Source organism: Pseudomonas aestiva (assembly GCF_039908605.1).
Classification (GTDB): domain Bacteria; phylum Pseudomonadota; class Gammaproteobacteria; order Pseudomonadales; family Pseudomonadaceae; genus Chryseomonas; species Chryseomonas aestiva.
In genome coordinates this window covers 3,765,557-3,792,500 of the sequence record NZ_CP150916.1, presented here as the reverse complement: position 1 = coordinate 3,792,500, position 26,944 = coordinate 3,765,557, and the positions used below count along the sequence as shown (strand labels likewise).

24 protein-coding genes and 2 rRNA genes (1 of these 26 only partly in view) are annotated in these 26,944 nt (G+C 65.4%); 17 read left to right on the top strand and 9 right to left on the bottom strand.

Annotated features, from left to right (window positions below):
• Positions 1 to 1,561 (top strand): 23S ribosomal RNA (locus AABM56_RS17605) (it extends 1,332 nt beyond the left edge of the window).
• A gap of 160 nt (positions 1,562 to 1,721) precedes the next feature.
• Positions 1,722 to 1,837 (top strand): 5S ribosomal RNA (gene rrf, locus AABM56_RS17600).
• 488 nt (positions 1,838 to 2,325) lie between these two features.
• Here rrf and cmoB read toward each other — a convergent pair.
• The 4 genes from cmoB to lon all read right to left on the bottom strand — a co-directional run bounded on the left by cmoB (position 2,326) and on the right by lon (position 6,936).
• A complete protein-coding gene (cmoB, locus tag AABM56_RS17595; RefSeq protein ID WP_133862843.1) occupies positions 2,326 to 3,294 on the bottom strand; it encodes a tRNA 5-methoxyuridine(34)/uridine 5-oxyacetic acid(34) synthase CmoB in 969 nt (322 codons plus the stop codon).
• Positions 3,291 to 4,028 (bottom strand): carboxy-S-adenosyl-L-methionine synthase CmoA, encoded by a 738-nt coding sequence (gene cmoA / locus AABM56_RS17590; RefSeq protein WP_133862842.1) that lies wholly within the window; start codon positions 4,026 to 4,028, stop codon positions 3,291 to 3,293. Before cmoA ends, cmoB begins: the two co-directional genes overlap by 4 nt.
• 63 nt (positions 4,029 to 4,091) lie before the next feature.
• A complete protein-coding gene (locus AABM56_RS17585) occupies positions 4,092 to 4,484 on the bottom strand; it encodes a protease inhibitor I42 family protein (RefSeq protein WP_133862841.1) in 393 nt (130 codons plus the stop codon).
• A gap of 61 nt (positions 4,485 to 4,545) precedes the next feature.
• The gene (gene lon / locus AABM56_RS17580) at positions 4,546 to 6,936 is read right to left on the bottom strand and encodes an endopeptidase La (RefSeq protein ID WP_347883570.1); all 2,391 of its coding nucleotides are present in this window, start codon (positions 6,934 to 6,936) and stop codon (positions 4,546 to 4,548) included.
• A gap of 264 nt (positions 6,937 to 7,200) precedes the next feature.
• On the opposite strand from lon, the gene AABM56_RS17575 reads away from it, so the two are divergent.
• The 5 genes from AABM56_RS17575 to AABM56_RS17555 all read left to right on the top strand — a co-directional run bounded on the left by AABM56_RS17575 (position 7,201) and on the right by AABM56_RS17555 (position 11,921).
• Positions 7,201 to 7,830, top strand: a complete 630-nt coding sequence (locus AABM56_RS17575) for a methylamine utilization protein (protein ID WP_133862847.1) — start codon at positions 7,201 to 7,203, stop codon at positions 7,828 to 7,830.
• On the top strand, positions 7,814 to 10,132 hold the full coding sequence (locus AABM56_RS17570) for a bifunctional diguanylate cyclase/phosphodiesterase (protein WP_133862839.1): 2,319 nt from the start codon (positions 7,814 to 7,816) through the stop codon (positions 10,130 to 10,132). Before AABM56_RS17575 ends, AABM56_RS17570 begins: the two co-directional genes overlap by 17 nt.
• Positions 10,129 to 10,980 carry a DUF3034 family protein gene (locus AABM56_RS17565; RefSeq protein WP_133862838.1) on the top strand — a complete coding sequence of 284 codons (852 nt, stop codon included), beginning with the start codon at positions 10,129 to 10,131 and terminating at the stop codon, positions 10,978 to 10,980. The genes AABM56_RS17570 and AABM56_RS17565 overlap by 4 nt, the downstream gene beginning before the upstream one ends.
• Positions 10,980 to 11,405: a group 1 truncated hemoglobin gene (locus AABM56_RS17560; protein ID WP_133862837.1), complete on the top strand. Its 426-nt coding sequence runs from the start codon at positions 10,980 to 10,982 to the stop codon at positions 11,403 to 11,405. Before AABM56_RS17565 ends, AABM56_RS17560 begins: the two co-directional genes overlap by 1 nt.
• Positions 11,406 to 11,483: 78 nt before the next feature.
• Positions 11,484 to 11,921 (top strand): DNA methylase, encoded by a 438-nt coding sequence (locus tag AABM56_RS17555; RefSeq protein ID WP_133862836.1) that lies wholly within the window; start codon positions 11,484 to 11,486, stop codon positions 11,919 to 11,921.
• Positions 11,922 to 11,972: 51 nt separating this feature from the next.
• Here AABM56_RS17555 and AABM56_RS17550 read toward each other — a convergent pair whose 3' ends face one another.
• Positions 11,973 to 13,079, bottom strand: coding sequence for an alpha/beta hydrolase (locus AABM56_RS17550; protein ID WP_263259525.1), 1,107 nt, complete (start codon positions 13,077 to 13,079; stop codon positions 11,973 to 11,975).
• 91 nt (positions 13,080 to 13,170) lie between these two features.
• On the opposite strand from AABM56_RS17550, the gene AABM56_RS17545 reads away from it, so the two are divergent.
• The gene (locus tag AABM56_RS17545) at positions 13,171 to 13,389 is read left to right on the top strand and encodes a hypothetical protein (RefSeq protein WP_263259526.1); all 219 of its coding nucleotides are present in this window, start codon (positions 13,171 to 13,173) and stop codon (positions 13,387 to 13,389) included.
• On the opposite strand, the gene AABM56_RS17540 is transcribed toward AABM56_RS17545, so the two are convergent.
• Positions 13,386 to 14,369, bottom strand: a complete 984-nt coding sequence (locus AABM56_RS17540; RefSeq protein ID WP_133862834.1) for a DctP family TRAP transporter solute-binding subunit — start codon at positions 14,367 to 14,369, stop codon at positions 13,386 to 13,388. The two genes, AABM56_RS17545 and AABM56_RS17540, sit on opposite strands and share 4 nt — an antisense overlap.
• A 167-nt stretch (positions 14,370 to 14,536) precedes the next feature.
• Between AABM56_RS17540 and AABM56_RS17535 the strand changes: the two genes are divergently transcribed.
• Positions 14,537 to 15,370 (top strand): aldo/keto reductase, encoded by an 834-nt coding sequence (locus AABM56_RS17535; RefSeq protein ID WP_133862833.1) that lies wholly within the window; start codon positions 14,537 to 14,539, stop codon positions 15,368 to 15,370.
• Here the strand turns inward: AABM56_RS17535 and mnmC are convergent.
• Both mnmC and AABM56_RS17525 read right to left on the bottom strand, forming a co-directional pair.
• Positions 15,367 to 17,304, bottom strand: coding sequence for a bifunctional tRNA (5-methylaminomethyl-2-thiouridine)(34)-methyltransferase MnmD/FAD-dependent 5-carboxymethylaminomethyl-2-thiouridine(34) oxidoreductase MnmC (gene mnmC, locus AABM56_RS17530; RefSeq protein ID WP_347883569.1), 1,938 nt, complete (start codon positions 17,302 to 17,304; stop codon positions 15,367 to 15,369). The two genes, AABM56_RS17535 and mnmC, sit on opposite strands and share 4 nt — an antisense overlap.
• A gap of 55 nt (positions 17,305 to 17,359) precedes the next feature.
• Positions 17,360 to 17,575 carry a DUF6316 family protein gene (locus AABM56_RS17525; protein ID WP_133862831.1) on the bottom strand — a complete coding sequence of 72 codons (216 nt, stop codon included), beginning with the start codon at positions 17,573 to 17,575 and terminating at the stop codon, positions 17,360 to 17,362.
• A 297-nt stretch (positions 17,576 to 17,872) separates the two neighbouring features.
• Between AABM56_RS17525 and AABM56_RS17520 the strand changes: the two genes are divergently transcribed.
• The 8 genes from AABM56_RS17520 (at position 17,873) to gspK (ending at position 24,491) form a co-directional block, all read left to right on the top strand.
• Positions 17,873 to 18,511 (top strand): peroxiredoxin, encoded by a 639-nt coding sequence (locus AABM56_RS17520; RefSeq protein WP_059315912.1) that lies wholly within the window; start codon positions 17,873 to 17,875, stop codon positions 18,509 to 18,511.
• A 164-nt stretch (positions 18,512 to 18,675) separates the two neighbouring features.
• On the top strand, positions 18,676 to 19,263 hold the full coding sequence (gene ssuE, locus AABM56_RS17515) for an NADPH-dependent FMN reductase (protein ID WP_263259529.1): 588 nt from the start codon (positions 18,676 to 18,678) through the stop codon (positions 19,261 to 19,263).
• A gap of 15 nt (positions 19,264 to 19,278) precedes the next feature.
• Positions 19,279 to 20,244 carry a sulfonate ABC transporter substrate-binding protein gene (locus tag AABM56_RS17510; RefSeq protein WP_133862829.1) on the top strand — a complete coding sequence of 322 codons (966 nt, stop codon included), beginning with the start codon at positions 19,279 to 19,281 and terminating at the stop codon, positions 20,242 to 20,244.
• Between the two features lie 23 nt (positions 20,245 to 20,267).
• Positions 20,268 to 21,416 carry an FMNH2-dependent alkanesulfonate monooxygenase gene (ssuD, locus tag AABM56_RS17505; RefSeq protein WP_133862828.1) on the top strand — a complete coding sequence of 383 codons (1,149 nt, stop codon included), beginning with the start codon at positions 20,268 to 20,270 and terminating at the stop codon, positions 21,414 to 21,416.
• Positions 21,417 to 21,427: 11 nt separating this feature from the next.
• Positions 21,428 to 22,216 carry an aliphatic sulfonate ABC transporter permease SsuC gene (gene ssuC / locus AABM56_RS17500; protein ID WP_347883568.1) on the top strand — a complete coding sequence of 263 codons (789 nt, stop codon included), beginning with the start codon at positions 21,428 to 21,430 and terminating at the stop codon, positions 22,214 to 22,216.
• On the top strand, positions 22,213 to 23,022 hold the full coding sequence (ssuB, locus tag AABM56_RS17495; RefSeq protein ID WP_347883567.1) for an aliphatic sulfonates ABC transporter ATP-binding protein: 810 nt from the start codon (positions 22,213 to 22,215) through the stop codon (positions 23,020 to 23,022). The genes ssuC and ssuB overlap by 4 nt, the downstream gene beginning before the upstream one ends.
• A gap of 23 nt (positions 23,023 to 23,045) precedes the next feature.
• Complete coding sequence (locus AABM56_RS17490; protein WP_347883566.1) at positions 23,046 to 23,261, top strand: TOBE domain-containing protein; 216 nt, start codon at positions 23,046 to 23,048, stop codon at positions 23,259 to 23,261.
• A 210-nt stretch (positions 23,262 to 23,471) separates the two neighbouring features.
• Positions 23,472 to 24,491: a type II secretion system minor pseudopilin GspK gene (gene gspK, locus AABM56_RS17485; protein WP_347883565.1), complete on the top strand. Its 1,020-nt coding sequence runs from the start codon at positions 23,472 to 23,474 to the stop codon at positions 24,489 to 24,491.
• 257 nt (positions 24,492 to 24,748) lie between these two features.
• Here the strand turns inward: gspK and AABM56_RS17480 are convergent, their stop codons facing one another.
• A complete protein-coding gene (locus tag AABM56_RS17480; protein WP_347883564.1) occupies positions 24,749 to 26,785 on the bottom strand; it encodes a PhoX family phosphatase in 2,037 nt (678 codons plus the stop codon).
• Between the last annotated feature and the right edge of the window lie 159 nt (positions 26,786 to 26,944).

Below are 26,944 nucleotides of genomic sequence, written 5' to 3'. Positions count from 1 at the left end.
TCGGTCCCTAAGGCGAGGCTGAAAGGCGTAGTCGATGGGAAACGGGTTAATATTCCCGTACTTCTAGTTACTGCGATGGGGGGACGGAGAAGGCTAGGCCAGCTTGGCGTTGGTTGTCCAAGTTTAAGGTGGTAGGCTGACTGTTTAGGTAAATCCGGACAGTTAAGGCCGAGAGCTGATGACGATCCTTCTTTTAGAAGGAGAAGTGGTTGATGCCATGCTTCCAGGAAAAGCCTCTAAGCTTCAGGTAACTAGGAACCGTACCCCAAACCGACACAGGTGGTCGGGTAGAGAATACCAAGGCGCTTGAGAGAACTCGGGTGAAGGAACTAGGCAAAATGGCACCGTAACTTCGGGAGAAGGTGCGCCGGTGAGGGTGAAGGGTTTACCCCGTAAGCTCATGCCGGTCGAAGATACCAGGCCGCTGCGACTGTTTATTAAAAACACAGCACTCTGCAAACACGAAAGTGGACGTATAGGGTGTGACGCCTGCCCGGTGCCGGAAGGTTAATTGATGGGGTTAGCGCAAGCGAAGCTCTTGATCGAAGCCCCGGTAAACGGCGGCCGTAACTATAACGGTCCTAAGGTAGCGAAATTCCTTGTCGGGTAAGTTCCGACCTGCACGAATGGCGTAACGATGGCGGCGCTGTCTCCACCCGAGACTCAGTGAAATTGAAATCGCTGTGAAGATGCAGTGTATCCGCGGCTAGACGGAAAGACCCCGTGAACCTTTACTGTAGCTTTGCACTGGACTTTGAGCTTGCTTGTGTAGGATAGGTGGGAGGCTTTGAAGCGTGGACGCCAGTCTGCGTGGAGCCATCCTTGAAATACCACCCTGGCAATCTTGAGGTTCTAACTCTGGTCCGTTATCCGGATCGAGGACAGTGTATGGTGGGCAGTTTGACTGGGGCGGTCTCCTCCTAAAGAGTAACGGAGGAGTACGAAGGTGCGCTCAGACCGGTCGGAAATCGGTCGTAGAGTATAAAGGCAAAAGCGCGCTTGACTGCGAGACAGACACGTCGAGCAGGTACGAAAGTAGGTCTTAGTGATCCGGTGGTTCTGTATGGAAGGGCCATCGCTCAACGGATAAAAGGTACTCCGGGGATAACAGGCTGATACCGCCCAAGAGTTCATATCGACGGCGGTGTTTGGCACCTCGATGTCGGCTCATCACATCCTGGGGCTGAAGCCGGTCCCAAGGGTATGGCTGTTCGCCATTTAAAGTGGTACGCGAGCTGGGTTTAGAACGTCGTGAGACAGTTCGGTCCCTATCTGCCGTGGACGTTTGAGATTTGAGAGGGGCTGCTCCTAGTACGAGAGGACCGGAGTGGACGAACCTCTGGTGTTCCGGTTGTCACGCCAGTGGCATTGCCGGGTAGCTACGTTCGGAAGAGATAACCGCTGAAAGCATCTAAGCGGGAAACTTGCCTCAAGATGAGATCTCACTGGAGCCTTGAGCTTCCTGAAGGGCCGTCGAAGACTACGACGTTGATAGGTCGGGTGTGTAAGCGCTGTGAGGCGTTGAGCTAACCGATACTAATTGCCCGTGAGGCTTGACCATATAACACCCAAACAATCTGACCGCGGTCAGAGCGTGAGGAAGACGACGCCGAAAACCGGCGCGTGGGTTCGCAAGACCCCAAAGACGAGTTGTCTACTTCGATCACAGACCCAATTGGGCCAGCCAGGCAGCTTTATCGCCTGGTCAGCCAACCGAATTGCTTGACGAACATAGAGCATTGGAACCACCTGATCCCTTCCCGAACTCAGAAGTGAAACGATGCATCGCCGATGGTAGTGTGGGGTTTCCCCATGTGAGAGTAGGTCATCGTCAAGCGCCTAACACCCAGCACCCCCGCTCAGTTCATTCTGGCGGGGGTGTTGTCTTTGGGGCGGGAAAAGTTTGACCGGGCGTCAGGGCGCTTGAGTGCTGGGAGCGGATAATCGGCTAGCGGAAGCCTGATGCGGCGTGGCTGAGGTGGCCCTCACCCTAGCCCTCTCCCGGGGGGAGAGGGGACTAAAGGGCGCGGCGGTGACGTTGGAGCAGTGCCTGCTAGGCAGGTACAGCTTTAAGTCTGCAAGAGCTCAAGAGCCACAACAGCCCGGCTGCGCCGGGCTGTTGTGTTGGAAGCGCGGCACAGAATCATCGTAGGTTGGCGCTGAGCGCAGCGAAGCCCAACAATTAGCTCCGCTGCAGGGATCAAGCGAACGGCGGCAAGGCGGTGAGGGGGGCTTCCGGATGTTGGGCTTCGCCAGGCTCAGCCCAATCCCCCTACAACGTTACGCGAGCAAGAAAAAGCCCGGCATGTGCCGGGCTTTTTGCGTTCAGGGTTTGCGGGCGATCAGGGTCGCGCGCAGGGGGGCGGGGAGGCCTTCGACGGTCAGGCTGGGATCTTCCGGGTTCAGGAAGTCCGGTAGCGACTGGAAGCCCATCCATTCGGTGGAGCGCTGTTCGTCTACGGTCGTGGGGGTAAGGTCCACCAGGCGGATGTCACGATAGCCTGCGCGTTGCAGCCAGAGTTGCAGCGCGGCCGCGGAGGGCAGGAACCAGACATTACGCATCTGGGCATAGCGGTCTTCGGGAACCAGGACGGTGGTGGCATCGCCCTCAACGACCAGGGTTTCCAGGACCAGCTCACCGCCGCTGTCGAGGCAGTTCTTCAGGTCCAGCAGGTGGTCGATGGGCGAGCGCCGATGGTAGAGCACGCCCATGGAGAAGACGGTATCGAAGCCGCCGTCCAGTGCGGGCAGTTCTTCCAGGGTCAGTGGCAGGTGCCAGGTCGGCAGGTCGGGCAGATAGCGCCGCAGGGCCTGGAACTGGCAGTGGAACAGCCAGTTGGGATCGACGCCCAGGACCAGGCTGGCTCCAGCACCGAGCATGCGCCACTGGTAGTAGCCGTTGCCGCTGCCGACATCCAGGACGCGTTTGCCCTGCAGATCCAGGTGGGGGGCGACCCGGTCCCACTTCCAGTCGGAGCGCCACTCGGTGTCCAGATGGAGATCGAACAACTGGAAGGGCCCCTTGCGCCAGGGCCGCAGTTGCAGCAGTGCCTCGCGCAGGACCTGGTGCTGCTCAGCGGTAGGAGCGCCGGCGAGGCGCACGGCCTCATGCAGGTCGACAGCTGCTACAGCGATTTCGGGGAGCGCATCGATACCCGCTTGCCAGCGCTGCAGATCGCCATGGCCACGGGCGTACTTGGCGGCCAGGACGGCTTCGAGGGACTGGGACCAGATGGCCAGCGGGGTATCCGCCAGCGCCTGTTGCAGGTCTGCGAGGTAAGGGGGCTGGGTCATGGCAGGGCGATCAGGGAGGTGAAGTTGAGGCACTGGAACCAGGGTTCGACGGTGGTGAAACCGGCGGCCTGCAGGCGTGCCCGATGTTCGGCCAGGGTGTCGGTGAGCATGACGTTTTCCAGCGCGGTGCGTTTCTGCGCGATTTCCAGTTCGCTGTAGCCATTGGCTCTCTTGAAGTCCAGGTGCAGGCCGTTGAGCAATGCCTGGGTTTGAGCGTCCGGGAACCGGATCTTTTCCGACAGCAACAGGGCTCCTCCTGGCAGCAGGCTGTTGCGCAGACGGCTGAGCAGGCCCAGGCGCTGCTCCGGCGCGATGAACTGCAGGGTGAAGTTGAGCGCGATCACCGAGGCCGATGCGAGCGGAACCTCGAGGATGTCACCTTCCACCACTTCGACCGGCAGCAACTCCTCGTGCATCGAATCCTGGGCGCTGAGGTATTCGCGGCAGCGGGTGACCATGGCGGTGGAATTGTCGATGGCCACCACCCGGGTACCCTCGGCGCGGACATGACGGCGCAGGGCCTGGGTCACGGCGCCCAGGGAGCAGCCGAGATCATAGAGGCGGCTGTTGGGCTGGGCGAAACGCGCCGCGATGACGCCAAGATTCTCGACGATGGTGGGATAGCCCGGCACGGATCTCTTGATCATGTCGGGAAAGACGCGCACCACGTCTTCGTTGAAGGTGAAGTCGGCAGGAGGCTGCGGCGACGCGAACAGGCGGTCGGCTTCGCTCATGGGCGGTACCTGGAAAATCGAAAGGGGGCATTGTACCCCCGGCAGGCACTGCAGGACGTGGCTTCAGCGGATTTCGATACGGCAGTCGAAGCGCGCCTGGGGCTCGGCTTCGGCATCCCAGGGCTGGCGGGCCTGGAGTTCGAGATGGGCGCTGCCGGCGCTCTGGGCGCGGAAGCGCCAGAGGGACTGACCGGCGCTGCCGATGCCGCCCTGATCCTGGCGCTGTTCGCGAAAGACTTCCGGGCCGAGTTGCCTGAGGTTGTCGCTACGCTGGAGGATGCTCCAGCGATAGCCGCTGGTGGGATCGCTGGGCAGGGTCAGGGTCAGTTCCTGGCCCGTGTGCATGGCCAGCGGAGTGCAGTCGCTGTCGTCGCCCAGGATGAGGTTGCCACTCGGCTGGGTACTGCTGCAGCCGGCCAGGAGCAGACAGCCGCAGAACAGAAGACGGTTGGACATGAAAACCTCCGGGGTATGACGGCAAAACGCAGAGCATACCCCAAGAGATTGGCCGGTCAGACTAGAAGAGCACCTTGGCCACGTCGGAGAAGCGCTTGGCGAAGTGGACGGTCAGCCCTTCCTTGAGATAGGCGGGCAGCTCTTCGAAGTCACCACGATTGGGCTCCGGCAGGATCAGTTCGCTGATCTTCTGCCGTCGCGCGGCGATGACCTTTTCCCGTACCCCGCCGATGGGCAGTACCTGACCGGTGAGGGTCAGCTCCCCGGTCATGGCCACGTTCTTCTTCGGCGCCTGGTTGCGGGCCAGCGACAGCAGGGCGGAGGCCATGGTGACGCCGGCGCTGGGGCCGTCCTTGGGCGTGGCGCCTTCGGGGACGTGCAGGTGGACGAAGGCCTGATCGAAGAAATTCGGATCGCCCTTGAAGTCCTTGAGGTGCGCGGTGACGTAGCTGTAGGCGATCTCGGCGGATTCCTTCATGACGTCACCCAGCTTGCCGGTGAGCTTGAAGCCGCGATTCAGGGTATGGATGCGCGTCGCCTCGATCGGCAGGGTGGCGCCGCCCATGCTGGTCCAGGCCAGGCCGGTGATGATGCCGACTCCGGACAGCACCTGCTCCTTGCGGAAAGGCGGTATGCCCAGGTAGTCCTCGAGATCCGAGGCACCGATCTTGACCTTGAGTTTGGGATCCTCGATGAGCCTGACCACCGCCTTGCGCACCAGCTTGCCCAGCTGCTTCTCCAGCTGGCGCACGCCGGCTTCGCGGGCATAACCCTCCACCAGGGCCTTGAGGGCACTGTCGGTAAGCGTCAGGCGATCCTTGGGCACCCCGGCCTTGTCCAGCTGCTTGGGCCAGAGGTGGCGCTTGGCGATGGCCTGCTTCTCCTCGGCGATGTAGCCGGAAAGGCGGATGACCTCCATGCGGTCCAGCAGGGGGCCGGGGATGGAATCCAGGGTGTTGGCGGTACAGACGAACAGCACCTTGGACAGGTCCAGGCGCAGATCCAGGTAGTGGTCGAGGAAGTCGACGTTCTGCTCCGGATCCAGGGTCTCCAGCAGCGCCGAGGCCGGATCGCCCTGGTAGCTCTGGCCCATCTTGTCGATCTCGTCGAGCATGATGACCGGATTCATCACCTTGACGTCGCGCAGCGCCTGGACGAGCTTGCCGGGCATGGCACCGATATAGGTGCGCCGGTGCCCCTTGATCTCGGCTTCGTCCCTCATGCCACCCACGCTGAAGCGATAGAAGGGCCGGCCGAGGGATTCGGCGATGGACTTGCCGATGCTGGTCTTGCCCACCCCGGGCGGACCCACCAGCAGCACGATGGAGCCGGTCACCTCACCCTTGAAGGCGCCCACGGCGAGGAATTCGAGGATGCGATTCTTGATGTCATCGAGCCCGGCGTGGTGGCGGTCGAGCACCTTGCGCGCGTGCTTGAGGTTGAGCTTGTCCTGGCCGTGGACGCCCCAGGGCAGATCGGTGGCCCAATCCAGGTAGTTGCGGGTGACACCGTATTCCGGCGAGCCGGTCTCGAGGATGGACAGCTTGTTCAGCTCGTCCTCGATACGCTTCTGCGCGGCTTCGGGCAGGCTCTTGCCTTCCAGACGCTGGCGGAAGCTTTCGATGTCGCTGCTGCGATCGTCCTTGGTGATGCCCAGCTCCTGCTGGATCAGCTTGAGCTGCTCCTTGAGGAAGAATTCGCGCTGGCGCTCGTTGATCTTGCGATTGACCTCGGCGGACAGCTCCTTCTGCAGGCGGGCGACCTCGACCTCCTTGCGCAGCAGCGGCAGGACCTTTTCCATGCGCTGCAGCATGGGCACGGTATCGAGCACCTGCTGCAGTTCGTCGCCCGGCGCGGTGGTGAGGGCGGCGGCGAAGTCGGTCAGCGGCGAGGGGTCATTGGGGCTGAAGCGATTGAGATAGTTCTTCAGCTCTTCGCTGTAGAGCGGATTGAGCGGCAGCAGCTCCTTGATGGCGTTGATCAGCGCCATGCCGTAGGCCTTCACCTCGTCACTGGGATCGGGGTTGGGGCGCAGGTGCTCGACCTCCACCAGGTAGGGCGGGCGCTGCCGGCGCAGCCAGCCGCGGATGCGCACCCGCGACAGGCCCTGGGCGACGAACTGCAGCTTGCCGTCCTGACGGGTGGCATGGTGGATGCGCACTAGGGTGCCATGCTGCGGCAGCTGGTCGGGATCGAAACCCTCGGCATCGCCGGGCTGCTGCTCCATGTAGAACAGCGCCAGGCAGTGGTGGTCGGTCTTGGCCACCAGTTCCAGGGTTTCCGCCCAGGGCTCTTCATTGACGATGACGGGCAGGACCTGGGCCGGGAAGAAGGGCCGGTTGTGGATGGGAATGACGTAGAGCTTGTCGGGAAGATTCTGGCCAGGCAGGACCAGGCCGGTCTGACCGGCTTCTTCGCTGAGAATATCCGCTTGATTGTCCTGATCGCTCATTGGCGTACCTTGGGCTTGGATGTGAGGCCAACATGGGGCGAGGGTGGCGCTTTTTCAACGCAGGCAAAGACCTGTCCTTCTTGACCGCCGGGTACCGCTCGAAGTGCGACGACCGGGACCGTGCCTGGCCACCGCGACGATAAAGATTCCTCCGGCACTGCCGCTAAAGCTGAAGTCACGCCGCGAAGCCGGCGAGAGTTTCCCAGGGCGCGTGGTGGAGAGCAGCGGGTGAATAAGCATTGGTTGGTGGCGGGATGGTTGGCTTTGGGCCTGGGAGCTGCGCAAGCGGCCGAGGTCGCGGTGCAGGTGGTCGATGGTCAGGGGGCGCCCCTGGCCGATGCCGTGGTGATGCTGTCGGGCCAGGGCCTGGTGCCCGAGCGGCAGCCCGCGGCCATTGATCAGCAGAATCGGCGATTCGTCCCCCATGTCCTGGCGGTGGCCACCGGGACGGCGGTGAGCTTTCCCAATACCGATGACATTCGCCATCAGGTGTATTCCTTTTCCAGTCCCAAGCGCTTCGAGCTGCCGCTCTACCACGGGCTTCCCAGCACACCGGTGGTGTTCGACCAGCCCGGCGTGGTGGTGGTGGGCTGCAACATCCATGACTGGATGGTTGGTTACGTCTACGTGACCACCGCCGGGCGCTCCGCGGTGACCGACAGTCAGGGTCGCGCCCGACTGGAGGCGCCGGACGGTCATTATCAGCTGGCGCTCTGGCATCCCGACCTCAGCGACAAGCAGGAGGTTGCCCAGCCTGCGCTGGACGTGGCGGGCAAGCCGGTGACTCTGAAACTCCAGCTGGCGGTCCAGCCGAAGCCGCAGCCTGCGGAACCGGCGAGCTCGGCTTTCGAGGATGCCTTCCACAAGGCCACGCACGATGAAGCTCATCCATAGTTTCCAGACCCGCATCGCCGGCAGCCTCTTCCTGCTGATGCTGGTGGTCATCACCCTGGTCTATCTGACGGTCAAGGCTGCCACCGAGGCCAGTGCCGTGCGCCAGTCCTATGACCAGCTCGACACCGGGGCGCGGGTATTCCGCCAGGTGCTGGACGGCCGCTGCCGCCGGCTGAACGATGCCGTGCGGGTGCTCGCCGCCGATTTCGGCTTTCGCGACGCCGTGGCCAGTGGCGATGTGCCGACGCTGAGGTCGGTGCTGGCCAACCACGGCGCCCGGGTGGGCGCGGGCGATACCTACCTGCTGGATCTGGACGGCCGGCTGATCGCCAGCACCGTGGCGGCGCATAGCGAAGGCGAGCGTCTGCCCGTTGCCATGGCGTCGGGCAATGACGGCAGTTGCGTGCTGGCCGGTACCGGCCTGCCGCAGTTGCGGGTCACGGTGCCGGTCCGTGCCCCTGTGCCCATCGCCCAGGTGGTGATGAGTTTCGCCATGGATCAGACCATGGCCGAGGAGTTTCGCTCGCTGATCAATCTGGACGTGGTGTTTCTCGGCGAAGCCGCGCTGATGGCCAGTACCCTGCCGGAGGAGCAGGGACGGCTGCTGCTGCATGAGCTGGCGACTTCACCCCAGGGCAGCGACAGCTGGCAGCTGACCCTGGGCGGCCGGCTCTATCAGGTCAAGCGGCTGACCCTCGGCACCGCCGACCATCCGGTACAGGTCTATCTGCTGCGTTCGCTCGACGTGGCCATGGCCGAGTTCGAACCCCTGCTCAGGCAACTGGCGCTGATCGCCGGCGGTGCCCTGCTGGCGGCCTTGCTAGGTGCGCTCTGGCTTGCGCGCAACCTGGCCCAGCCGCTGCGGCAGCTGTCGGTGATGTCCTGGCGCATCGGTCAGGGAGATTATGGGGTCAAGGTGGAGGTCCAGCGCCGTGACGAATTCGGCCGGCTGGCACAGGTGCTCGAAGAGATGCGCCAGGGGATCGCCGAGCGCGAGCAGCGGCTCAACCACAATGCCCTGCATGACGCCCTGACCGGTCTGCCCAATCGCATCCTGGCCGAGGAGCGGCTGCGGGTCTTTATCGCCACCCAGTCCCAGGTGTCGCTGCTGTACCTGGGGCTGGACGGCTTCCAGGCGATCAATGAAAGCGCCGGGGTTGCCGGGGGGGATCGTATCCTGCGGATGGTGGCCGAGCGTGCCCAGGTGCTGCTGGCCGGGCGCGGCTGCGTGTCGCGCCCGGTGGGCGACGAATTTCTCGTGCAGTTCTGTCGCGTCGGCCTGGAAGGCGCGGTGGGTCTGGCTGAGCAACTGCGCCTGTCACTGGCCGAACCCATCGAATGGGAAGGCCAGCTGTTTCGGCTGAGTTGCCGGATCGGCGTCGTCGAGTATCCCCGCCATGGCGATAATCCGACCCTGCTGATCGAGCGCGCGCGCAGTGCCATGCTCGATGCCGGCCAGGTGCCGGATCGCCTTCGGGTCTATGATGAAGGTCGGGATGCGGCCCAGCAGCGGCGTCTGCAACTGGTCCACGACCTGCCGCTGGCGAGCGAACGGGGTGAATTGATGCTGGTGTTCCAACCCAAGGTGGCCCTGCAGGGCAATGGGCCGCACCAGGCCGAGGTGCTGCTGCGCTGGCGCCATGCCGAGCTGGGCATGGTCTCGCCGGGTGAATTCATTCCCCTGGCCGAGCACAGTGGCAGCATGGCCGGACTCACCCGCTGGGTAATCCAGGCGACCATCCGGCAGCTGGCGCTCTGGCAGACCCAGGATCGCGAGGTAAAGGTATCGGTGAACGTCTCGGCGGTCGACCTGGCCGACGCCCGCTTGCCCGAGCGCGTCATGGGCTGGCTCGATGACGCCGGCGTCTCGGCGCGGCAGCTGACCTTCGAGATCACCGAGAGCGCCATCATGGACGATCCCGAGGCGGCCATCGCGCTGCTGACGCAGCTGTCCGTGCTGGGCATCCGGCTGTCGGTGGACGACTACGGTACCGGGCATGCCTCCCTGGCGCACCTGAAGCGGCTGCCGGTGGACGAATTGAAGATCGACCAGTCCTTCGTGAAGGAACTGGCGCCGGGCAACGATGACGCCGTCATCGTCCGCTCGACCATCGAGATGGGCCACAACCTGGGCCTGGAAGTGGTCGCCGAGGGGGTCGAGGAAGCCCGGGCCCTGGCGCTGTTGCGCAGTTGGGGCTGCGATGTGATTCAGGGTTACTACATCAGCCGCCCGGTGCCGGCCGCGGAATTCGAGGCCTGGATGGAGCGGCAGAGTCAGCCGGTGCTGGAGGCGTTGTCATGAAGCACGGCTGGCTGCTGGCTTGCCTGCTGCTGGCGACCGCTGCCCAGGCCGACGGCGGCAAGCTGCTGGCCACCGGCGGCGCCAGCAGTCTGGAAGGCGCGGCGGGCGGCGGTATCACGCCCTGGGCGGTGATCGGTGGCTATGGCGAAAGCGGCCAGCCCGGCGCCACGGCCTTTGCCACCCGGGTGTGGACCGGTGACTACCGGCTCGATGCGGCCGGCGTGGCGGTGGCCTACGACAATCGGGTGGAAGTCTCCTATGCCCGCCAGCGCCTGGACATGCCGACCCTGCGCCGCTTGATGAAGCTTGAGGAAGACAGCCTCAGCCAGGACATCGTCGGCGCCAAGGTGCGCCTGGCGGGCGACCTGATCTACGACCGGCTGCCGCAGCTAGCCGTGGGGGTGCAATACAAGCATCAACGGGATTTCGGCATTCCCGCTGCCGTGGGCGCGCGGCGCGACAGCGATGTCGAGGGCTACCTGGGCGCCAGTCGGCTGTTGCTGGGCGGTGCCTTCGGCTACAACCTCTTGCTCAACGTCGGTCTCAGGTACAGCCGCGCCAACGAGATTGGGTTGCTGGGCTTCGGTGGTGACCGCAACGACAGCCGTCAGTGGCTCAAGGAAGGCTCGGCCGCGGTGTTCTTCAATCCGCGCTGGGCGGTAGGCATGGAGTATCGCGAGAAGCCGCAGAATCTGTCCTTCACCCGGGAGAGCGACTGGGTGGATACCTTCGTCGGTTACTTCCCCAACAAGCACCTGTCGCTGGTGCTGGCCTATGCCTGGCTGGGCGAGATCGCCACCCTGGACGATCAGCAGGGTCTCTATCTGTCGCTGCAGGGAAGCTACTGATGCAGGGAAAACCGCTGGTACTGGCGGCGCTGCTGCTGATGCTGGGGTGCACGCCTCAGCCGCCGGTGGGTGATCGGCTCTATCAGGAGCTGGGTGGCCAGCCCGGCATCACCCGGATCGTCGAGGGGATGCTGCTCAATGTGGCGCGTGACGGGCGGATCCGGCACTACTTCGCCAACGTCGATATCGCGCGACTGCGCAGTCTGCTCATCCAGAAATTCTGCGTCGATGCGGGCGGTCCCTGCCGCTATGAAGGGGCGAGCATGGCCGAAAGTCATCGCGGTCTGAATCTGCAACCCGCCGACTTCAATGCCCTGGTGGAAGACCTGCAACTGGCCATGCAGCGTGAGGACGTTCCGGAGCGGGCGCAGAATGCCCTGCTGGCACGCCTGGCCCCGCAGCGCGGCCAGGTGATCCGCCAGTAGCCTGCCGGCCGTCGCCGATGTCGAACCCCAGGCGGTGGAGAGCCTTCCTAGGCAAGACGCCTACGCGAGGGATACGGCTTGAGCAAGACGACTTCGGCGGCCGATCTCGGCCTGACGCTGGAGGTGGACGACGAATCGGCGCTGTTTGGCTGGTTCCTGGCGAGCTACCTGTTCGGCAAACGCATCTCCCAGGGTATCGCCGCCCAGGCCTGGACGGTGCTCTATCGCACCTATGGTCGCGACACGCCGCGCAAGCTGCTCAACCTGAGCTGGCGGCAATTGGTCGGCTATCTCGGCGAAGGACATTACCGGCGTTATGACGAGAGCACGGCCACGCGTCTGCTGGACGTCTGTCTCCATCTACAGGAGGAGTATGGCGGCAGCTTCGTGAGATTGCGCGACGCCAGTACGGACCGTGCGGATTTCGAGGCGCGTCTACAGCGGCTGAAGGGGGTCGGGCCCAAGACCTGTGAGATCTTCATGCGCGAAGCAGGGCCGCTATTATTTCCTGACTGAATGCACACCGCCGGCACGGGGCCGGCGGTGTCTAGGACGAGCGAGCCGCCGTTAGTTGCCCAGATCGGCCTTGAGCCGGCTGCCGGCGTAGGCCTGGGCGTCCTTGGCCTTCTGCACCACGGCAGCGGTGCCAAAGAACTCGTGGGTAACGCCCGGATAGACCTTGCGCTGCACCTGCACGCCGGCCTGGCGCAGGGCGGTTTCCAGGAAGCCACCGTCATCCCGCAGGGGATCGATCTCGGCATTGACGATGGTTACCGGCGGCAGGCCGGCGAGATCGGCCCGGGTCAGATCCAGGCGTGGATCCTTGAGGTCGGCGGGGGTACGGGTCACCTGCTCGACAAACCACAGCATCATCGGTCGATTGAGCGGCTTGGCGTCGTCGTACTGCTCGTAGGACTGGGTATGGGTGTTGGTCTGGGCCACCGGATAGACCGACAGCACGTGCTTGGGCGCGGTGAGACCAGCCTTGCGCGCCGCCACGGCGGTCGCCACCGCCAGGTTGCCCCCGGCGCTTTCACCGGCCAGGGCCAGGCGCTGCGGATCGCCATTCAGCGAGGCGGCATGGGTGGTCACCCAGCGATAGGCCGCCAGGGCGTCGTCATGGGCGGCGGGAAACTTGTATTCGGGCGCCTGGCGATAGTCCACCGATACCACGATGGCATTGGCCTGCTTGGCCAGACCGCGGGCGCCACCGTCGTAGACGTTGCGATCGGCGAACACCCAGCCGCCGCCATGGAAATACAGGATGACCGGGAAGGGACCCTGGCCTTCGGGGGTGTAGATACGGGCCGGCAGCACACCGGCGGCGCCGTCGACGGCGCGGTCGACACTGGTCACGCCGGGCACCAGGGCCTCGGGCTGGGTGGGACGACCTTCGTCCTGCAGGATGCCCTTGACCGCATCGGCGATGGTAGGCTGCTTGCGAGCCTGCTGGGCGGTGAGTTTTTCCACGGCCTTGGGATCGAAGCTGGCGTACTTGTCGAGCACCTTCTGCATGTCGGCATCGGTACGCGCCATGCTCTTGGCATTGCTGACCGCTTCGGCACCCAGCGAACGTTTTTCCGGATCGCGGGCGCAGCCGGTCAGGGCGAGACCGGCGCCAACCAGGGCCAGAGCGAGGAGGGTGGGTTTGCTACGCAAGACGGACAGCGGCATGGCGAAGATCCTGTGCGAATTCGAGGGGACTACCCTCAAACCGACATGCTTATCGCGCGAGAGGTTCCAGCGAGCCGCCGGCAGGACCCTGGTGATCGTCCTGCTGGGGCTGCTGGGTACTCACGCCTTCGCCGAGCCGGCGGCCTACTGGCGCTGGCGCAGCAACACGGATGGCCAGGAGTTCTGTACCCAGACGCCGCCGGGCGCGGGATGGGTCAGGGTCGCGGGGCCCTTTCGCGATCTGCAGTGTCGCGAGCCGGGCAATCTGCCCTTGCGCCGCTGGGCCGTACCGCCGCAACAGCGCTTCTAGTTCGAGGTCTCGGCGGCCTTGAGCAGGGAGGCGCCGAGCTCGCCTTCGTAGCGTTGCCACACCGGGCGCATGGCCTCGCGCCAGCGGGTCCGTTGCTCGGGGGTGAGGGTGATGATCTCGCTGCCGCCCGCGGCGGCGATGCGCGCGCGATCACGCTGATTTTCCGCCTCGGATTGCTTCTTCACCTCGAAGGTCACCTGGTCGATGATTTCCTCCAGGGTGCTGCGTACGGCGAAGGGCAGGGTACGCCAGCGATCCGCCTTGACGATCAGCATGTAGTCCAGGGCGCCGTGATTGCTTTCGGTGAAATAGCGCTGCTGCTGATCGAGCCGCTGGCTCCAGTAGTTGGACCAGGTGTTCTCGGTGGCATTGACGGTGCCCATGGTGAGCGCCTGCAGGGTCTGGTTGAAGGGCAGCCTGACCGTCGTGGCGCCGAGGGCCTCGAACTGGCTCTGGAGGACGTCGGAATTCTGGATGCGGAACACCAGCCCCCTGGCATCGCCGGGTTCGCGCAAGGGCTTGCGCGCCGCCAGCTGCTTGAGGCCGTTGGGCCAATAGGCCAGGCCGATGATGCCGGTCGGCTCCAGACTGTGCAGCAGCTGGCGACCACTGGGTCGGGCCTGGAAGTGATCGAGGGCCGCGCGACTCTCGAACAGGAAGGGCAGATCGAACAGCTTGAGCTTGGGACTGAGTTCGGTGAGCTTGCTGATCGCCGGCGCCAGGATGTCTACCTTGCCGTCCTGCAGCGCCTGGAGTTCGTTGGCATCGGTGAAGACCGTGCCGCTGGGCATCACCTCCAGCTGGACCTGCCCGGCGAGGCGCTGCGCCACCAGTTGCTGGAACAGCTGAGCACCCTTGCCCTTGGGGGTCTCCGGTGCCACCACATGGGAAAACCTCAGAGTAATGACATCAGCGTAGCTGGAGGTCATGGGCAGGGCAGCAGAGAGCAGGGCGCAAAGGCCCAGGATCGACGGTTTCATGGCAGGTCCTGGTGGTTATTCTTGGAATCCTTATAGGCGTACTTTACCAGTGCGACGTCAGGTCGCAGGGCCTGTGGGGAGGCGTTGGCTGCCGTTTGGCGGATGACCGGGAGAATCGGCGTCGCGCTGGCGTTCCAACGTCCACACCCCAAGAGAAGGATGCGTCCATGAATACCGCTCAAACCGTTCGTTTGCCCGATGGCACTACCGTTCCGGCGCTGGGCCAGGGAACCTGGCGCATGGGCGAGAACGCCGACCTGCATCGCCAGGAGGTCAGTGCCCTGCGTCAGGGCCTGGACCTGGGGCTCACCCTGATCGACACTGCCGAGATGTATGGCGAAGGCCGCGCCGAGGAACTGGTTGGCGAAGCCATCGCCGGTCGGCGGGACGAGGTGTTCTTGGTGAGCAAGTTCTATCCGAAGAATGCCACCGAAGCCGGGGTACCTCTGGCCTGCGAACGCAGCCTGAAGCGCCTGGGCACCGATGTCATCGACCTCTATCTGCTGCACTGGCGCGGCCAGGTGCCGCTGATCGAGACGGTCATGGCGCTGGAGAAGCTGCGCGACGAAGGCAAGATCCGCCACTGGGGCGTGTCCAATCTCGACACCAGCGACATGCTCGAATTGAACGATGATCGCTGCAGCGCCAACCAGGTGCTCTACAACCTGGAACAGCGCGGCATCGAGCATGACCTGCTGCCCTGGAGCCAGCGTCAGCAGATGCCGGTGATGGCCTATTGTCCGCTGGGGCAGGGCGGCGATCTCTTGCGGCACCCCACCCTGGCAACCCTGGCCGAGCGGCATCAGGCCACCCCGGCGCAGATCGCCCTGGCCTGGGTGCTGCGTCAGCCGGGCGTGATCGCCATTCCCAAGGCGGGCGATGCCGGACATCTCGAAGAGAATGCGCGGGCCTTGGATCTGCGCCTGAGCGAAGAAGACTTCGCGCTGCTCGACGGTGCCTTTCCACCGCCGCAAAGCAAGACGCCGCTGGCGATCATCTAGCCGCCGCGGATCAGCCGGCGCAGGGGAAAGCGAGTGGGGTGGCAGGCTTCGGCCACCCGTCGGGCCACCGGCAGGGGTTCGTCTTCCAGCCAGGCCGCCAGCAGTTCGGCGGCCAGCGGGGTGGTGACCAAGCCACGCGAGCCGTGCGCCAGATTCACATAGAGTCCTGTACGCCAGGGCGCCGCCTGCTCGGGTACCTGGCGGGCGTCGTAGGCTAGCGCCTGATACTGCTGGGCGAAGGCGACTTCATCCACGACCGGCCCGACCAGGGGCAGATAGTCCGGCGAGGTGCAGCGAAAGGCCACCCGACCGTCCAGTGCCTCGGCCTGGTAGCTGGCGGCCAGCTCGGGCGACAGCTCGGCGAGCAGCTGCAGATTGCTCTGGTGTTCCGCCTGGCTGGGTTCGGTGTCGTCCCGGTCGAAGACGAAGCTGGCGCCCAGACAATGCCGACTCTCCCGCGCCGGAGCAAGATAGCCTTCGCCGCAGACCACGGTCGCCAGCGCCTGGCTGTCCGGGGTTTCCGGCAGCGCGGACAACTGTCCACGGATCGCCTTGAGCGGCAGCTCAGGCAGCAGCGTCCTGGCCTGGGCGGCGCTGGCCACCACGACCACCGTCGCCGCCAGTGACTCACCCTGGGTGCGGGCCTGCCAGCCATGCTCGGTTTGTTGCAGGGCGGTCACCTCGGTATGGGTGACCAGCTCGATGTTCGGATGGGTCAGCCAGTGCGCGCACAGGGCGGGCGGATGCACCCAGCCCCCTTCCGGAAAGAACAGGCCACCCGCCGTCAGACCGATGCCGGCCCTGTTGCTGGCGGCTTCCCTATCCAGCGGTTGCAGCAGATCGGCGGGGAAGTGCGCCGCCAATTGCGCCTGCCGCTGGGCGTCCTTGTCCGTCAGCGCCAGTTGCAGCACTCCACAGGGTGACCAGGCGGCACCCGGAGGCAGTGCCTGGAGCTCGCGCAGGGTCAGGCCGAAGCCGTCGAGGATCAGCCGACTGAGCGGGGTGTCATGGGCCGACAGTTTGAGATAGAGCACCCCCTGGGGATTGCCGGAGGCTTCCTGGGCGGGCGCCCCGTGGCGCTCGACGACCCGGACCTGCCAGCCGCGGCGCGCGAGACTGGCGGCGGTGGCGCAACCGGCCAGGCCGGCGCCTATGACCAGCGCCGTGCGCGGGCCCCGGGGGCGCGGTGGGCGGGCATACCAGGGTACGGCGGCAGGAGTGACCGGGCGTTCCAGCGCGCCAGCCAGCATTTCCCGCTTGTGGCCGAAGCCGGGCACCTTGGCCATGGCGAAACCGGCCTCGTTGAGGCCACGGCGGACGAAGCCGGCACAGGTGAAGGTCGCCAGGGTGGTGCCGGCGTGGGACAGCCGCGCCAGTTCGGCGAACAGCGCGGGCGTCCACATCTCGGGATTCTTGGCCGGGGCGAAGCCGTCCAGGAACCAGGCGTCGCACCGGGCATCCAGTTCGGGCAGGCGCTCCAGCACATCGCCGACCAGCAGGGTCAGGGTGACGCGCCCGTCGTCCAGGATCAGGCGCTGGAAGCCCGGATGGATGGCCTGGTACTGCCGCTGCAGCGCCGCGCTGTAGGGGGCGAGTTCCGGCCAGAGGGTCAGTGCCTGGGCGAGATCGGCGGCGGTCAGTGGAAAGCGCTCGACGCTGACGAAATGCAGGCGTGCTTCCTTTGGAGCCAAGGCGGCGAAGAGTCGCCAGGCACAGAGGAAGTTGAGGCCGGTGCCGAAGCCCGTCTCGCCTATGGTGAAGACCTCTCCCGCGGCCAGCGCGGTGAAGCGTTCGGACAGGCGATTCTGCTGCAGGAAGACGTAGCGCGTCTCTTCCAGGCCGCTGGCACGGGAAAAGTAGACATCGCCATAGGTGCGGGAGAGCGGTTGCCCGGAGGCGTCCCAGTCGAGCTGGGCGTGCTGGAAGTCGGTCATGAGCGGCGCGGCCTGGCATTCAGGGCGCGCAGTCTAAAGGATCGAGCGCAGGCGGTCAGACGTTGCTGACGGATTGGCGCATCAGGCCCTGAGAGGTTTGCAGCCGTTCGACATAGCGATCGATCTGGTTGAGGGCTTCCTCGCGGCTGAAGAAGGGGCCTTCCAGGGTGCCTTCGCGGGTGGTGAAGAAGAACTGGCCGTTGACCACGCTGACGCGCTCGCTACGGAAATGGGTGGTGGCACCGGGGTCGTCATTGCGTTTGCCGAACATGAGAATCTCCTCCTCGTCTTGCCAACAGACCATGGCGAGCGCTGCGGGTTGCCCCGCTCGGCCGAATTGCGGTCCGTCGATCTTCCTTAGGTGTAGCACCCTAGCGGGCGCTGCGCCCGGGTGGAAAAAGCGCGACGGAATTGTGAGGATGATCACGCGGCGCGTGGCGTCGCGACCGGGGGATGGCCCAAGAGGGGTCGGCTTTCGCGTTATAACCACAGCGTGATCCGATCTTTCCCGCCCGCTCTGGTGGGCGGCATAGTGCCGCTATCCCTACCTGCATCAGGAGAACTGCCAATGACCATCCGTCTGGGCGACATCGCCCCCGATTTCGAACAGGATTCCAGCCTGGGTCGCATCCGCTTCCACGAGTGGCTGGGCGACAGCTGGGGCGTGCTCTTCTCCCATCCGGCCGACTTCACCCCGGTCTGCACCACCGAACTGGGTCTCACCGCCAAGCTCAAGGACGAATTCGCCAAGCGCGACGTCAAGGTGATCGCCCTCTCGGTGGACGGTCTGGAATCGCACCAGGGCTGGATCAAGGACATCGAGGAAACCCAGGCCACCGCCGTGGGGTTTCCGATCCTGGCCGACGCCGATCGCAGCGTCTCGACCCTCTACGACATGATTCACCCCAACGCCAACGACACCCTCACCGTGCGTTCACTGTTCATCATCGATCCGCAGAAGAAGGTGCGGCTGTCGATCACCTATCCGGCCAGCACCGGGCGCAACTTCGACGAGATCCTGCGGGTGATCGATTCCCTGCAGCTCACCGACAACCACAAGGTGGCGACCCCGGGCAACTGGAAGGATGGCGACGACGTGGTCATCGTGCCGTCGCTCAAGGACGAGGAAGAACTCAAGCGGCGCTTCCCCAAGGGCTACACCGCGGTGAAACCCTATCTGCGCCTGACGCCTCAACCGAATCGCTGAAATCTCCTGCGACAACCAGACCCCGGCCCAGGCCGGGGTTTTGTTTTTCTGGTTATAACCAAGTGCCGAAAGGGTATTTTTAGGGAATAAACACCCGCTGCTAAGGTCCGCTCATTCCTTTTTCGAGCGGCGCGACACCGCTCTTTTTTCTCCAGGAGACGGCGATGCAGGTGGTGACTTTGGCAGGCAGTCCGGCAGCGCGCTCGCGCTCCAGCGGCGTGCTGGATCTGGCAGCGAACTGGCTGCAGGGGCGCGGCGTGGAACTGTCCCGCTGGCGCATCCAGGACTTTCCCGCCGCCGACCTCATCGGCGCCCGTTTCGACAGCCCGCCCGTGGTGGAACTGATCGCCCAGCTGCAGGCCGCCGATGGCCTGGTGATCGCCACCCCGGTCTACAAGGCCTCCCTGGCCGGCGCCCTCAAGACGCTGCTGGACCTGCTGCCCGAGCGCGCCTTGGCACTCAAGGTGGTGCTGCCCCTGGCCACCGCCGGCTCCAGCGGTCATCTGCTGGCCATCGACTACGCGCTGAAGCCGGTGCTCTCGGCGCTCAAGGCCCAGGAAATCCTCAACGGCGTCTTCGCCGACGACAGCCAGGTCAGCTACACCGAGACCGGGGTCGCCCTGACCCCGGCGCTGGAGCAGCGCCTGCACGAATCCCTCGAACAATTTCACGCGACCCTGGTGCGGCGTCCCCAACCCCTGACCCCCGAGCTGCTGGCCGATCGCATCGGCCAGGCGCGCTGGGGCATCTGACCAGGAGCCTTAGTCATGCAGTTCTCCTTCACGCGCTCGCTGCTCGCCGTTTCCCTGCTGACCCTGGCCGCCGGCCTGGCCCAGGCGGAAGAGACGGTGCGCATCGGCTACCAGAAGTACGGCACCCTGATCACCCTCAAGGCCCGCGGCACCCTGGAGCAGCGCCTGGCCAAGGACGGCGTCAAGGTGCAGTGGACCGAATTCCCCGGCGGCCCGCAGCTACTGGAAGGCCTCAACGTCGGCAGCATCGATTTCGGCGTGACCGGGGAGACACCGCCGGTGTTCGCCCAGGCCGCCGGCGCCGACCTGGTCTATGTGGCCCACGAGCCGCCGGCGCCCACCAGCGAGGCCATCCTGGTGCCCAAGGATTCGCCGATCCGGTCGCTGGCCGATCTCAAGGGCAAGAAGATCGCCCTGAACAAGGGCTCCAACGTCCACTACCTGCTGGTGCAGGCACTGGCCAAGGCCGGCATCCCCTACCAGGACATCCAGCCGGTCTACCTGCCGCCCGCCGATGCCCGGGCTGCCTTCGAGCGCGGCGCGGTGGACGCCTGGGTGATCTGGGATCCCTACCAGGCCGCCGCCGAGACCCAGTTGCAGGCGCGCACCCTGACCGATGCCACCGGCCTGGCCGACAACCACCAGTTCTATCTGGCCACCCGCAGCTTCGCCAAGGCCCATCCCGAACAGGTCGGCGCCATCGTCGACGAGGTGCGCTCGGTGGGCGAGTGGGCCAAGGCCCACCCTGACCAGGTCGCCGCCCAGGTGGCACCCCTGCTGAACCTGCCGCTGGACACCGCCGAGCGGGTGGTCAGGCGCCAGGGCTATGGCGCCCGCTTCATCAGTCCCGAGGTGGCCGCGCAGCAGCAGAAGATTGCCGACGCCTTCACCGCCCTCAAGTTGATTCCCAAGCCGCTGGTCATCCATGACGTGGTGTGGACCCCGCCCGCCAGTCTGCAGACCGCTGCCGCCAAACCCTGATTTCGCCTGCTGGAGAAAGCCCCATGAGTCTCGATATCTTCTGGTTCCTGCCGACCCACGGCGATGGCCACTACCTGGGTACCGCCGAAGGCGCCCGCGCCGTCGACCACGGCTACCTGAGCCAGGTCGCCCAGGCTGCCGACCGCCTGGGCTTCGGCGGGGTGCTGATCCCCACCGGCCGCAGTTGCGAGGATTCCTGGCTGGTGGCCGCCTCGCTGATCCCGGTCACCCAGAAACTCAAGTTCCTGGTAGCCCTGCGCCCCGGGATCATCTCGCCCACCGTGGCAGCGCGGCAGGCGGCCACCCTGGATCGCCTCTCCGGCGGCCGGGCGCTGTTCAACCTGGTCACCGGCGGCGATCCGGACGAACTGGCCGGTGACGGCCTGCACCTGTCCCACAGCGAAAGATACGAAGCCTCGGTGGAATTCACCCGCATCTGGCGTCGCGTGCTGGAAGGCGAGACGGTGGACTACGACGGCAAGCATATCCAGGTGAGGGGCGCCAAGCTGCTCTATCCGCCGCTGCAGCAACCGCGCCCGCCGCTGTACTTCGGCGGCTCCTCCGATGCCGCCCAGGACCTGGCCGCCGAGCAGGTGGAGCTCTACCTGACCTGGGGCGAGCCCCTGGATGCGGTGCGCGAGAAGATCGAGGCGGTCAGGGCCAAGGCCGCCGCCCAGGGCCGCACGGTGCGCTTCGGCATCCGCCTGCACGTGATCGTCCGCGAGACCAATGAAGAGGCCTGGCGGGCCGCCGACCGGCTGATCGCCAACCTGGACGACGCCACCATCGAAAAGGCCCAGGCCGCCTTCGCCCGCTTCGATTCCGTCGGCCAGCAGCGCATGGCGGCCCTGCACGGGGGCCGTCGCGACAAGCTGGAGATCGCGCCCAACCTCTGGGCCGGTGTCGGCCTGGTGCGTGGCGGTGCCGGGACCGCGCTGGTCGGCGACGGTCCCACCGTGGCCGCGCGGGTCAAGGAATATGCCGCCCTCGGCATCGACACCTTCATCTTCTCCGGCTATCCGCACCTCGAAGAATCCTATCGGGTGGCCGAACTGCTGTTCCCGCACCTGCCGGTCAAGCGGCCGACCCAGGTCGAAGGTGCCAACTACGTGAGTCCCTTCGGCGAGATGGTGGCCAACGACATCCTGCCGCAGAAAGCGGCGCAGAGCTGAGGGAGGCAGGCATGAACAGCACGATCGAACGTCAACTGCAGCGCCTGGCGCCCTGGGTGGTGCCGGTGGCCCTGATCGTCGCCTGGCAGTTGGCGGTCAGCAGCGGCCTACTGTCCAGTCGCATCCTGCCGTCGCCGGCGGCGGTGCTGGCAGCGGGCTGGAGTCTGGTCAAGAGCGGCGAGCTCTGGCAACACCTGGCCATCAGCGGCTGGCGCGCCGGCATCGGCTTCGCCATCGGCGGTAGCATCGGCCTGGCGCTGGGCTTCATCACCGGGCTGTCGAAATGGGGCGAGCGCCTGCTCGACAGCACCCTGCAGATGGTGCGCAACGTGCCGCACCTGGCGCTGATCCCGCTGGTGATCCTCTGGTTCGGCATCGACGAGTCGGCCAAGTTGTTCCTGGTGGCCCTGGGGGTGTTCTTTCCCATCTACCTCAACACCTACCACGGCATCCGCAACGTCGATCCGGCGCTGGTGGAGATGGCCCGCAGCTACGGCCTCTCCGGGGCGCGGCTGTTCTGGCACGTGGTGCTGCCGGGCGCCTTGCCGGCCATCCTGGTGGGGGTGCGCTTCGCCCTCGGCCTGATGTGGCTGACGCTGATCGTCGCCGAGACCATTTCCGCCAGCTCCGGCATCGGCTACCTGGCGATGAACGCCCGGGAATTCCTGCAAACCGACATCGTGGTGCTGGCCATCCTGCTCTACGCCGTACTTGGCAAGCTGGCGGATCTCGCCGCCCGCGGCCTGGAACGTGCCTGGCTGCGCTGGCACCCGGCCTATCAGAAGGGAGCCCACGCATGACCAGTCTGCAAGCCGTTCCGCCGCTCTCGCGGGGCATCGCCCTCAAGCTGCAACAGGTGGTGAAGACCTTTGGCGAGCGCACCGTGCTCCACGGGATCGATCTGCAGATCCCGGCTGGCCAGTTCGTCGCCGTGGTGGGCCGCAGTGGCTGCGGCAAGAGCACCCTGCTGCGCCTGGTGGCCGGTCTCGACCGCGCCAGTGGCGGCACCCTGCTGGGGCAGGACGAACCCCTGGCGGAGCACCGCGAAAACACCCGGCTGATGTTCCAGGATGCGCGCCTGCTGCCCTGGAAACGCATCATCGACAACGTCGGCCTGGGCCTCAGGGGCGACTGGAAACCGCGCGCCCTGGAAGCCCTGGCGGCGGTCGGCCTGGCCGATCGCGCCCAGGAGTGGCCTTCGGCGCTGTCCGGCGGCCAGAAGCAGCGCGTGGCCCTGGCCCGCGCCCTGATCCACCAGCCGCGCCTGCTGCTGCTGGACGAACCGCTGGGCGCCCTGGATGCCCTGACCCGCATCGAGATGCAGCAGCTCATCGAAGGCCTCTGGCAGCGCCACGGCTTCACCGTGCTGCTGGTGACCCATGACGTAGGCGAGGCGGTAGCCCTGGCCGACCGCGTGGTGCTCATCGAAGACGGCCATGTCGGTCTGGATCTCGACGTCAACCTAGCGCGCCCCCGGGCCGCCGGCGATGCCCAACTGGCGCGCCTGGAAGCCGAGGTACTGGCCCGGGTGCTGCAGCAACCGCTCAATCCCGATCTACCCGAAATCGTGCAACCCCTGCCCACGCAACTGCGCTGGGCCTACTGATCGCTCATCCGAGGAGTTCTGCCATGACCATCAAGGCCATCAACGTTCGCAACCAGTTCAAGGGCACCATCAAGGAAATCATCGAAGGCTCGGTGCTCTCCGAGATCGACGTCCAGACCGCCGCCGGCATCGTCACCTCCGTCATCACCACCCGCTCGGTAAAGGAGCTGGACCTGGTGGTGGGCAGCGAGGTGATCGCCTTCGTCAAATCCACAGAGGTGTCCATCGCCAAGCTGTGATGCGGCCCTGGTGGTGAGGAAACCCGCCCTGGTGGCGGGTTTTTTCGTTGTCTGTTGAGCTGCGCTGCGCTTAGCCCAACCTACGGGGTGTCACGTGGGGCGTAGGTTGGGTTGAGCGCAGCGAAGCCCAACGGGGAAGCTGATCCACGCATTGCCACGAATCTGCAACCTGTGTCCGCTCCAATGCCGCTTTTGCCTGGAGGAATGCGGGTGCGGCGACAAAGAGGCGTGGCGCTGCTGATGGCGCTCTGGGCGCTGGCCTTGGTGGCGGCCTTGTTGCCGGTGCTGCTGGCCGAGGGGCGAGCCGAACTCCAGCGGGCGCGGTTGCTGGAGCACGAGACCCTGGCGCGGGCACTGGCGGCCGGCGCGGAGCATGTGGTCACGCAAGGGCTGGTGCAGGCCGGGGCGCGGCAGCGGCCGGAATTCTGGCAGAGCCTGAGAGGCGAGGTGCTGGCCTATGAGGTAGAAGGCGCCCAGGTCCGGGCCCAGCTGCGCGATCTGCATGGCTGCTTCAACGTCAATGCCCTGGCCGGCCCGGAGCGGGACCTGGCCTTGCGCCAGCTGAAGCAATTGCTGGCGCAGCGTCCTGGCGGGCTGGGCGAGGCGGGACTGACGGCCCAGGGCTTTGCCGAACGCCTTGCCGACTGGGTTGATGCCGATGGCGAGAGCCGCGAATTCGGCCTGGAGACCCCCGAGGCCCTGCGCCTGGTGCCACCGGTGCTGGTGCCCAATCTGCCGCTGACCGAGATAGGTGAGCTGGATCTGATCGTGCCGCCGCAACCCGGTCGGCATCTGCACCTGCGCGAGCTCTGTGCGCTGCCGGAAACCTCAGGCTGGCGCCTCAACGCCAATGCCCTGGGCATGGGTCAACTGCTGCTGCTGGAGGCGCTGTTTCTCGATGAGGTGCCGCGGGAAACGCTGCAGCTGCTGATCACCGCGCGGCCTGCCCAGGGCTACGCCACTGTCGAGGCCCTGCGCCAGGCCTTGCCCGGGGTGGGGGAGAAGACCTTCAGTCTGCTGACCCAGCGACTGATCCTCAATAGCGGCGACTTCCTGCTCGGGGTCGAGGTGCGTCGCGATGGCCAGGTCTTTCGCCAGGTGCGGCAGCTGGCGGCCCAGGGCGTGAGTCGCTGGCACGCGGCGGTGCCGGCGCAACGGGTGCGCTGGCTGGCGACGCGGGACACCACCCTCTGGGTCCCTGGACCGGCAGGGGCGGAGGTGTTGCAGTAGCTGATCGCGGCCAGCGTGCGCCGAAGCGGCCGTTCTCACCACTCGTCGTAGGTTGGGTTGAGCGTAGCGAAGCCCAACGTAGCGGGGCTTGGGTGCCGGCAATGTTTGGCTTCGACGATGGAGCAGTCTCAGCCCAACCTACGGTCAATCTGGCGCCAGGAGGTGAAAACGTCACAGGACGAATATCGAGTCCGCCGCAAAACAAAAGGCTCCCGCGGTCGTCGCCGACCGGGGGAGCCTGGCTATCGCCGACGCGATCAGACGCCGATGGGGCCGCCGTCGAGCTTCTGGATCACCACGGTGGAGGCGCGGGGGCGCACCTTGGTGCCGGCCGGGGTGGCCTCGGTGGCGACGTCGCTGAAGGGCCAGTTGTCCGGATGCTGGACGTTGATGAACATGGTCGTGAGGTCCGGCGTCCAGGTGATGCCGGTGATCTCGCAGCCGTTGGGACCGACCAGGAAGCGGCGCAGCGCGGTCTGGTTGGTGGCCGAGATGGCGACCTGCTTGCCGCTGCCGTCCACCACCTGGGCCGGGATGACCGCCAGCAACTGATCGTTGGTGTACTCGGCCACGGCGTTGTCGCTGTTGTCGGTCTCGATCCAGAGGATGCCACGGCTGTCGAAGGCCAGGCCGTCGGGGCTGGCGAACTGATTGAGTTCGGTCAGACCCGAGCGGTTGATGTCCGGCGCCGCGCCAGCGTCCGCGCCGAAGACGAAGATGTCCCAGGTGAAGTCGGTCTGGTTGCTGTTGTCCTTCCAGCGCACGATGTGGCCGTTGACGTTGGGTACCCGCGGGTTGGCGGCGTTGGCGGCAGTGCGCGCCGAGTTGTTGGTGAGGGTGACGTAGACTTCGCCGGTGAAAGGGTTAACGGTGGTCCACTCCGGGCGATCCATGGGGGTCGCACCCACCGCATCGGCGGCGCCGCGGGTGTTGAGGATGATGCCGGCCAGGTCGCCGTAGAGGGCGCCCAGGGTATGGCCATCCTTGGTCGGTGCATTGACCGTCAGCGGCAGCCACTTGCCGTTGCCGCCATCGTCGAAGCGGGCGACGTAGAGGGTACCGTTGTCCAGGTACTTGGCCCCTATGGCCAGGCGATTGGCCGAGTTGGCATCGGCCGGGTCCCAGGCGGCGGCGGAGACGAACTTGTAGATGTATTCGTTGCGCGAGTCATCACCCATGTAGAACGCCAGCGGCTGGCCGGCCACCGGAATGCCGTAGGCCGAACCCTCGTGGCGGAAGCGGCCCATGGCGGTGCGCTTGGTGGCCGGCGCGGCGCTGTTGTAGGGGTCGATCTCGACGATGTAGCCGTAGCCGCTGGCTTCGTTGCGGAAGTCCTGGGTCGCGCTGGCGCCGGTGGCGGTCAGGTCGAAGCGGCGGAATTCGTTGTCCACCTCGCTGGCATCACCCGCCGGCGTCTCCCAGCCGTAGTTGCTCTTGTTGGTGATGCCGATGCGCTTCTGGTCAACCGGCAGGGTGCCCTTGTTGACGAAGATACCCGGCCAGTTCTCCTCGCAGGTGAGGTAGGTGCCCCAGGGAGTGAAGCCGTTGCCGCAGTTGTTGTTGGTACCGCGGGTACGGGTGCCATCGGGCGAGAAGGGGGTGATCAGGTTGGCGTTGCCGCGCAGCGGACCGGCGATGTCCATCGGCGTGGCGCTGGTGAAGCGACGATTCAGGGCGTCGTTGGTCACCACCTGCCAGATGCCGTCGACCTTGCGGATGCGGATCACCGCCGCGCCATGGGCGTTGATTTCCTTGCGCACTTCCTCGGCGGGGCGCTTGCCGTTGGTGGTGGTCGGGCCGTTGGGGTGCAGCACCTTCTGGTCGATGTATTCGTAGTTGATGGCCAACAGGCCGTCGCTGCTGGAGTTGTTCAGCGGAAAGAAGTGCATGCCGTCGTGGTGCATGCCGGCCGCGTTGGCCTGGTCGGTGGAGGTATTGCTGCCATCGCTGCGCCAGGCGTTGGCCAGGTTGTTCAGCGGGGTACCCCAGGGGGCCAGGGTGCGGGCGTTGTAGCCGGCGGCCAGGACGATGGCGTCGAGGCGAGCGCCGCGGATGGATTCGAAACCAAGCTTGAGCTGCGGCGCCGGGGTCGGCTGGCTGGGAGCCGGATCGTCGTGCGAGCCGCCACCGCCATCGAAGCAGGCGGTCAGCCCACCGCCGGCGATCATGGCGATGGCAGCGCCCAGGCCACCCTTCATGACGCTGCGGCGCGACAGGTAACGGTCGACGACGGCATCCAGCGGTTCGTTGCCGCTTTCATTACGGTTACGGTCATCGCTCGTGAAAGTGCTCATGCGCAAAGCTTCCTTGATTAATCACGGGAGCCGGCGACTTTAGGAAGCCTCTGTGATGGTCTGGTGACTGAAAGGTTACAGCCGGTCATTCCTTGGCAGCTGAGCTGTAACAGTTTGTAACCTGTTGTTTTGTCATGAATTTGTAGCTTTTCGCCGTCT

Bases quoted from the DNA above. Each gene is read 5' to 3' on its own strand.
- cmoB (WP_133862843.1), bottom strand. From the start codon at position 3,294: ATGACCCAGCCCCCTTACCTCGCAGACCTGCAACAGGCGCTGGCGGAT.
- cmoA (WP_133862842.1), bottom strand. From the start codon at position 4,028: ATGAGCGAAGCCGACCGCCTGTTCGCGTCGCCGCAGCCTCCTGCCGAC.
- AABM56_RS17585 (WP_133862841.1), bottom strand. From the start codon at position 4,484: ATGTCCAACCGTCTTCTGTTCTGCGGCTGTCTGCTCCTGGCCGGCTGC.
- lon (WP_347883570.1), bottom strand. From the start codon at position 6,936: ATGAGCGATCAGGACAATCAAGCGGATATTCTCAGCGAAGAAGCCGGT.
- AABM56_RS17570 (WP_133862839.1), top strand. From the start codon at position 7,814: ATGAAGCTCATCCATAGTTTCCAGACCCGCATCGCCGGCAGCCTCTTC.
- AABM56_RS17565 (WP_133862838.1), top strand. From the start codon at position 10,129: ATGAAGCACGGCTGGCTGCTGGCTTGCCTGCTGCTGGCGACCGCTGCC.
- AABM56_RS17560 (WP_133862837.1), top strand. From the start codon at position 10,980: ATGCAGGGAAAACCGCTGGTACTGGCGGCGCTGCTGCTGATGCTGGGG.
- AABM56_RS17550 (WP_263259525.1), bottom strand. From the start codon at position 13,079: ATGCCGCTGTCCGTCTTGCGTAGCAAACCCACCCTCCTCGCTCTGGCC.
- AABM56_RS17540 (WP_133862834.1), bottom strand. From the start codon at position 14,369: ATGAAACCGTCGATCCTGGGCCTTTGCGCCCTGCTCTCTGCTGCCCTG.
- AABM56_RS17535 (WP_133862833.1), top strand. From the start codon at position 14,537: ATGAATACCGCTCAAACCGTTCGTTTGCCCGATGGCACTACCGTTCCG.
- mnmC (WP_347883569.1), bottom strand. From the start codon at position 17,304: ATGACCGACTTCCAGCACGCCCAGCTCGACTGGGACGCCTCCGGGCAA.
- AABM56_RS17525 (WP_133862831.1), bottom strand. From the start codon at position 17,575: ATGTTCGGCAAACGCAATGACGACCCCGGTGCCACCACCCATTTCCGT.
- AABM56_RS17520 (WP_059315912.1), top strand. From the start codon at position 17,873: ATGACCATCCGTCTGGGCGACATCGCCCCCGATTTCGAACAGGATTCC.
- ssuE (WP_263259529.1), top strand. From the start codon at position 18,676: ATGCAGGTGGTGACTTTGGCAGGCAGTCCGGCAGCGCGCTCGCGCTCC.
- AABM56_RS17510 (WP_133862829.1), top strand. From the start codon at position 19,279: ATGCAGTTCTCCTTCACGCGCTCGCTGCTCGCCGTTTCCCTGCTGACC.
- ssuD (WP_133862828.1), top strand. From the start codon at position 20,268: ATGAGTCTCGATATCTTCTGGTTCCTGCCGACCCACGGCGATGGCCAC.
- ssuC (WP_347883568.1), top strand. From the start codon at position 21,428: ATGAACAGCACGATCGAACGTCAACTGCAGCGCCTGGCGCCCTGGGTG.
- ssuB (WP_347883567.1), top strand. From the start codon at position 22,213: ATGACCAGTCTGCAAGCCGTTCCGCCGCTCTCGCGGGGCATCGCCCTC.
- AABM56_RS17490 (WP_347883566.1), top strand. From the start codon at position 23,046: ATGACCATCAAGGCCATCAACGTTCGCAACCAGTTCAAGGGCACCATC.
- AABM56_RS17480 (WP_347883564.1), bottom strand. From the start codon at position 26,785: ATGAGCACTTTCACGAGCGATGACCGTAACCGTAATGAAAGCGGCAAC.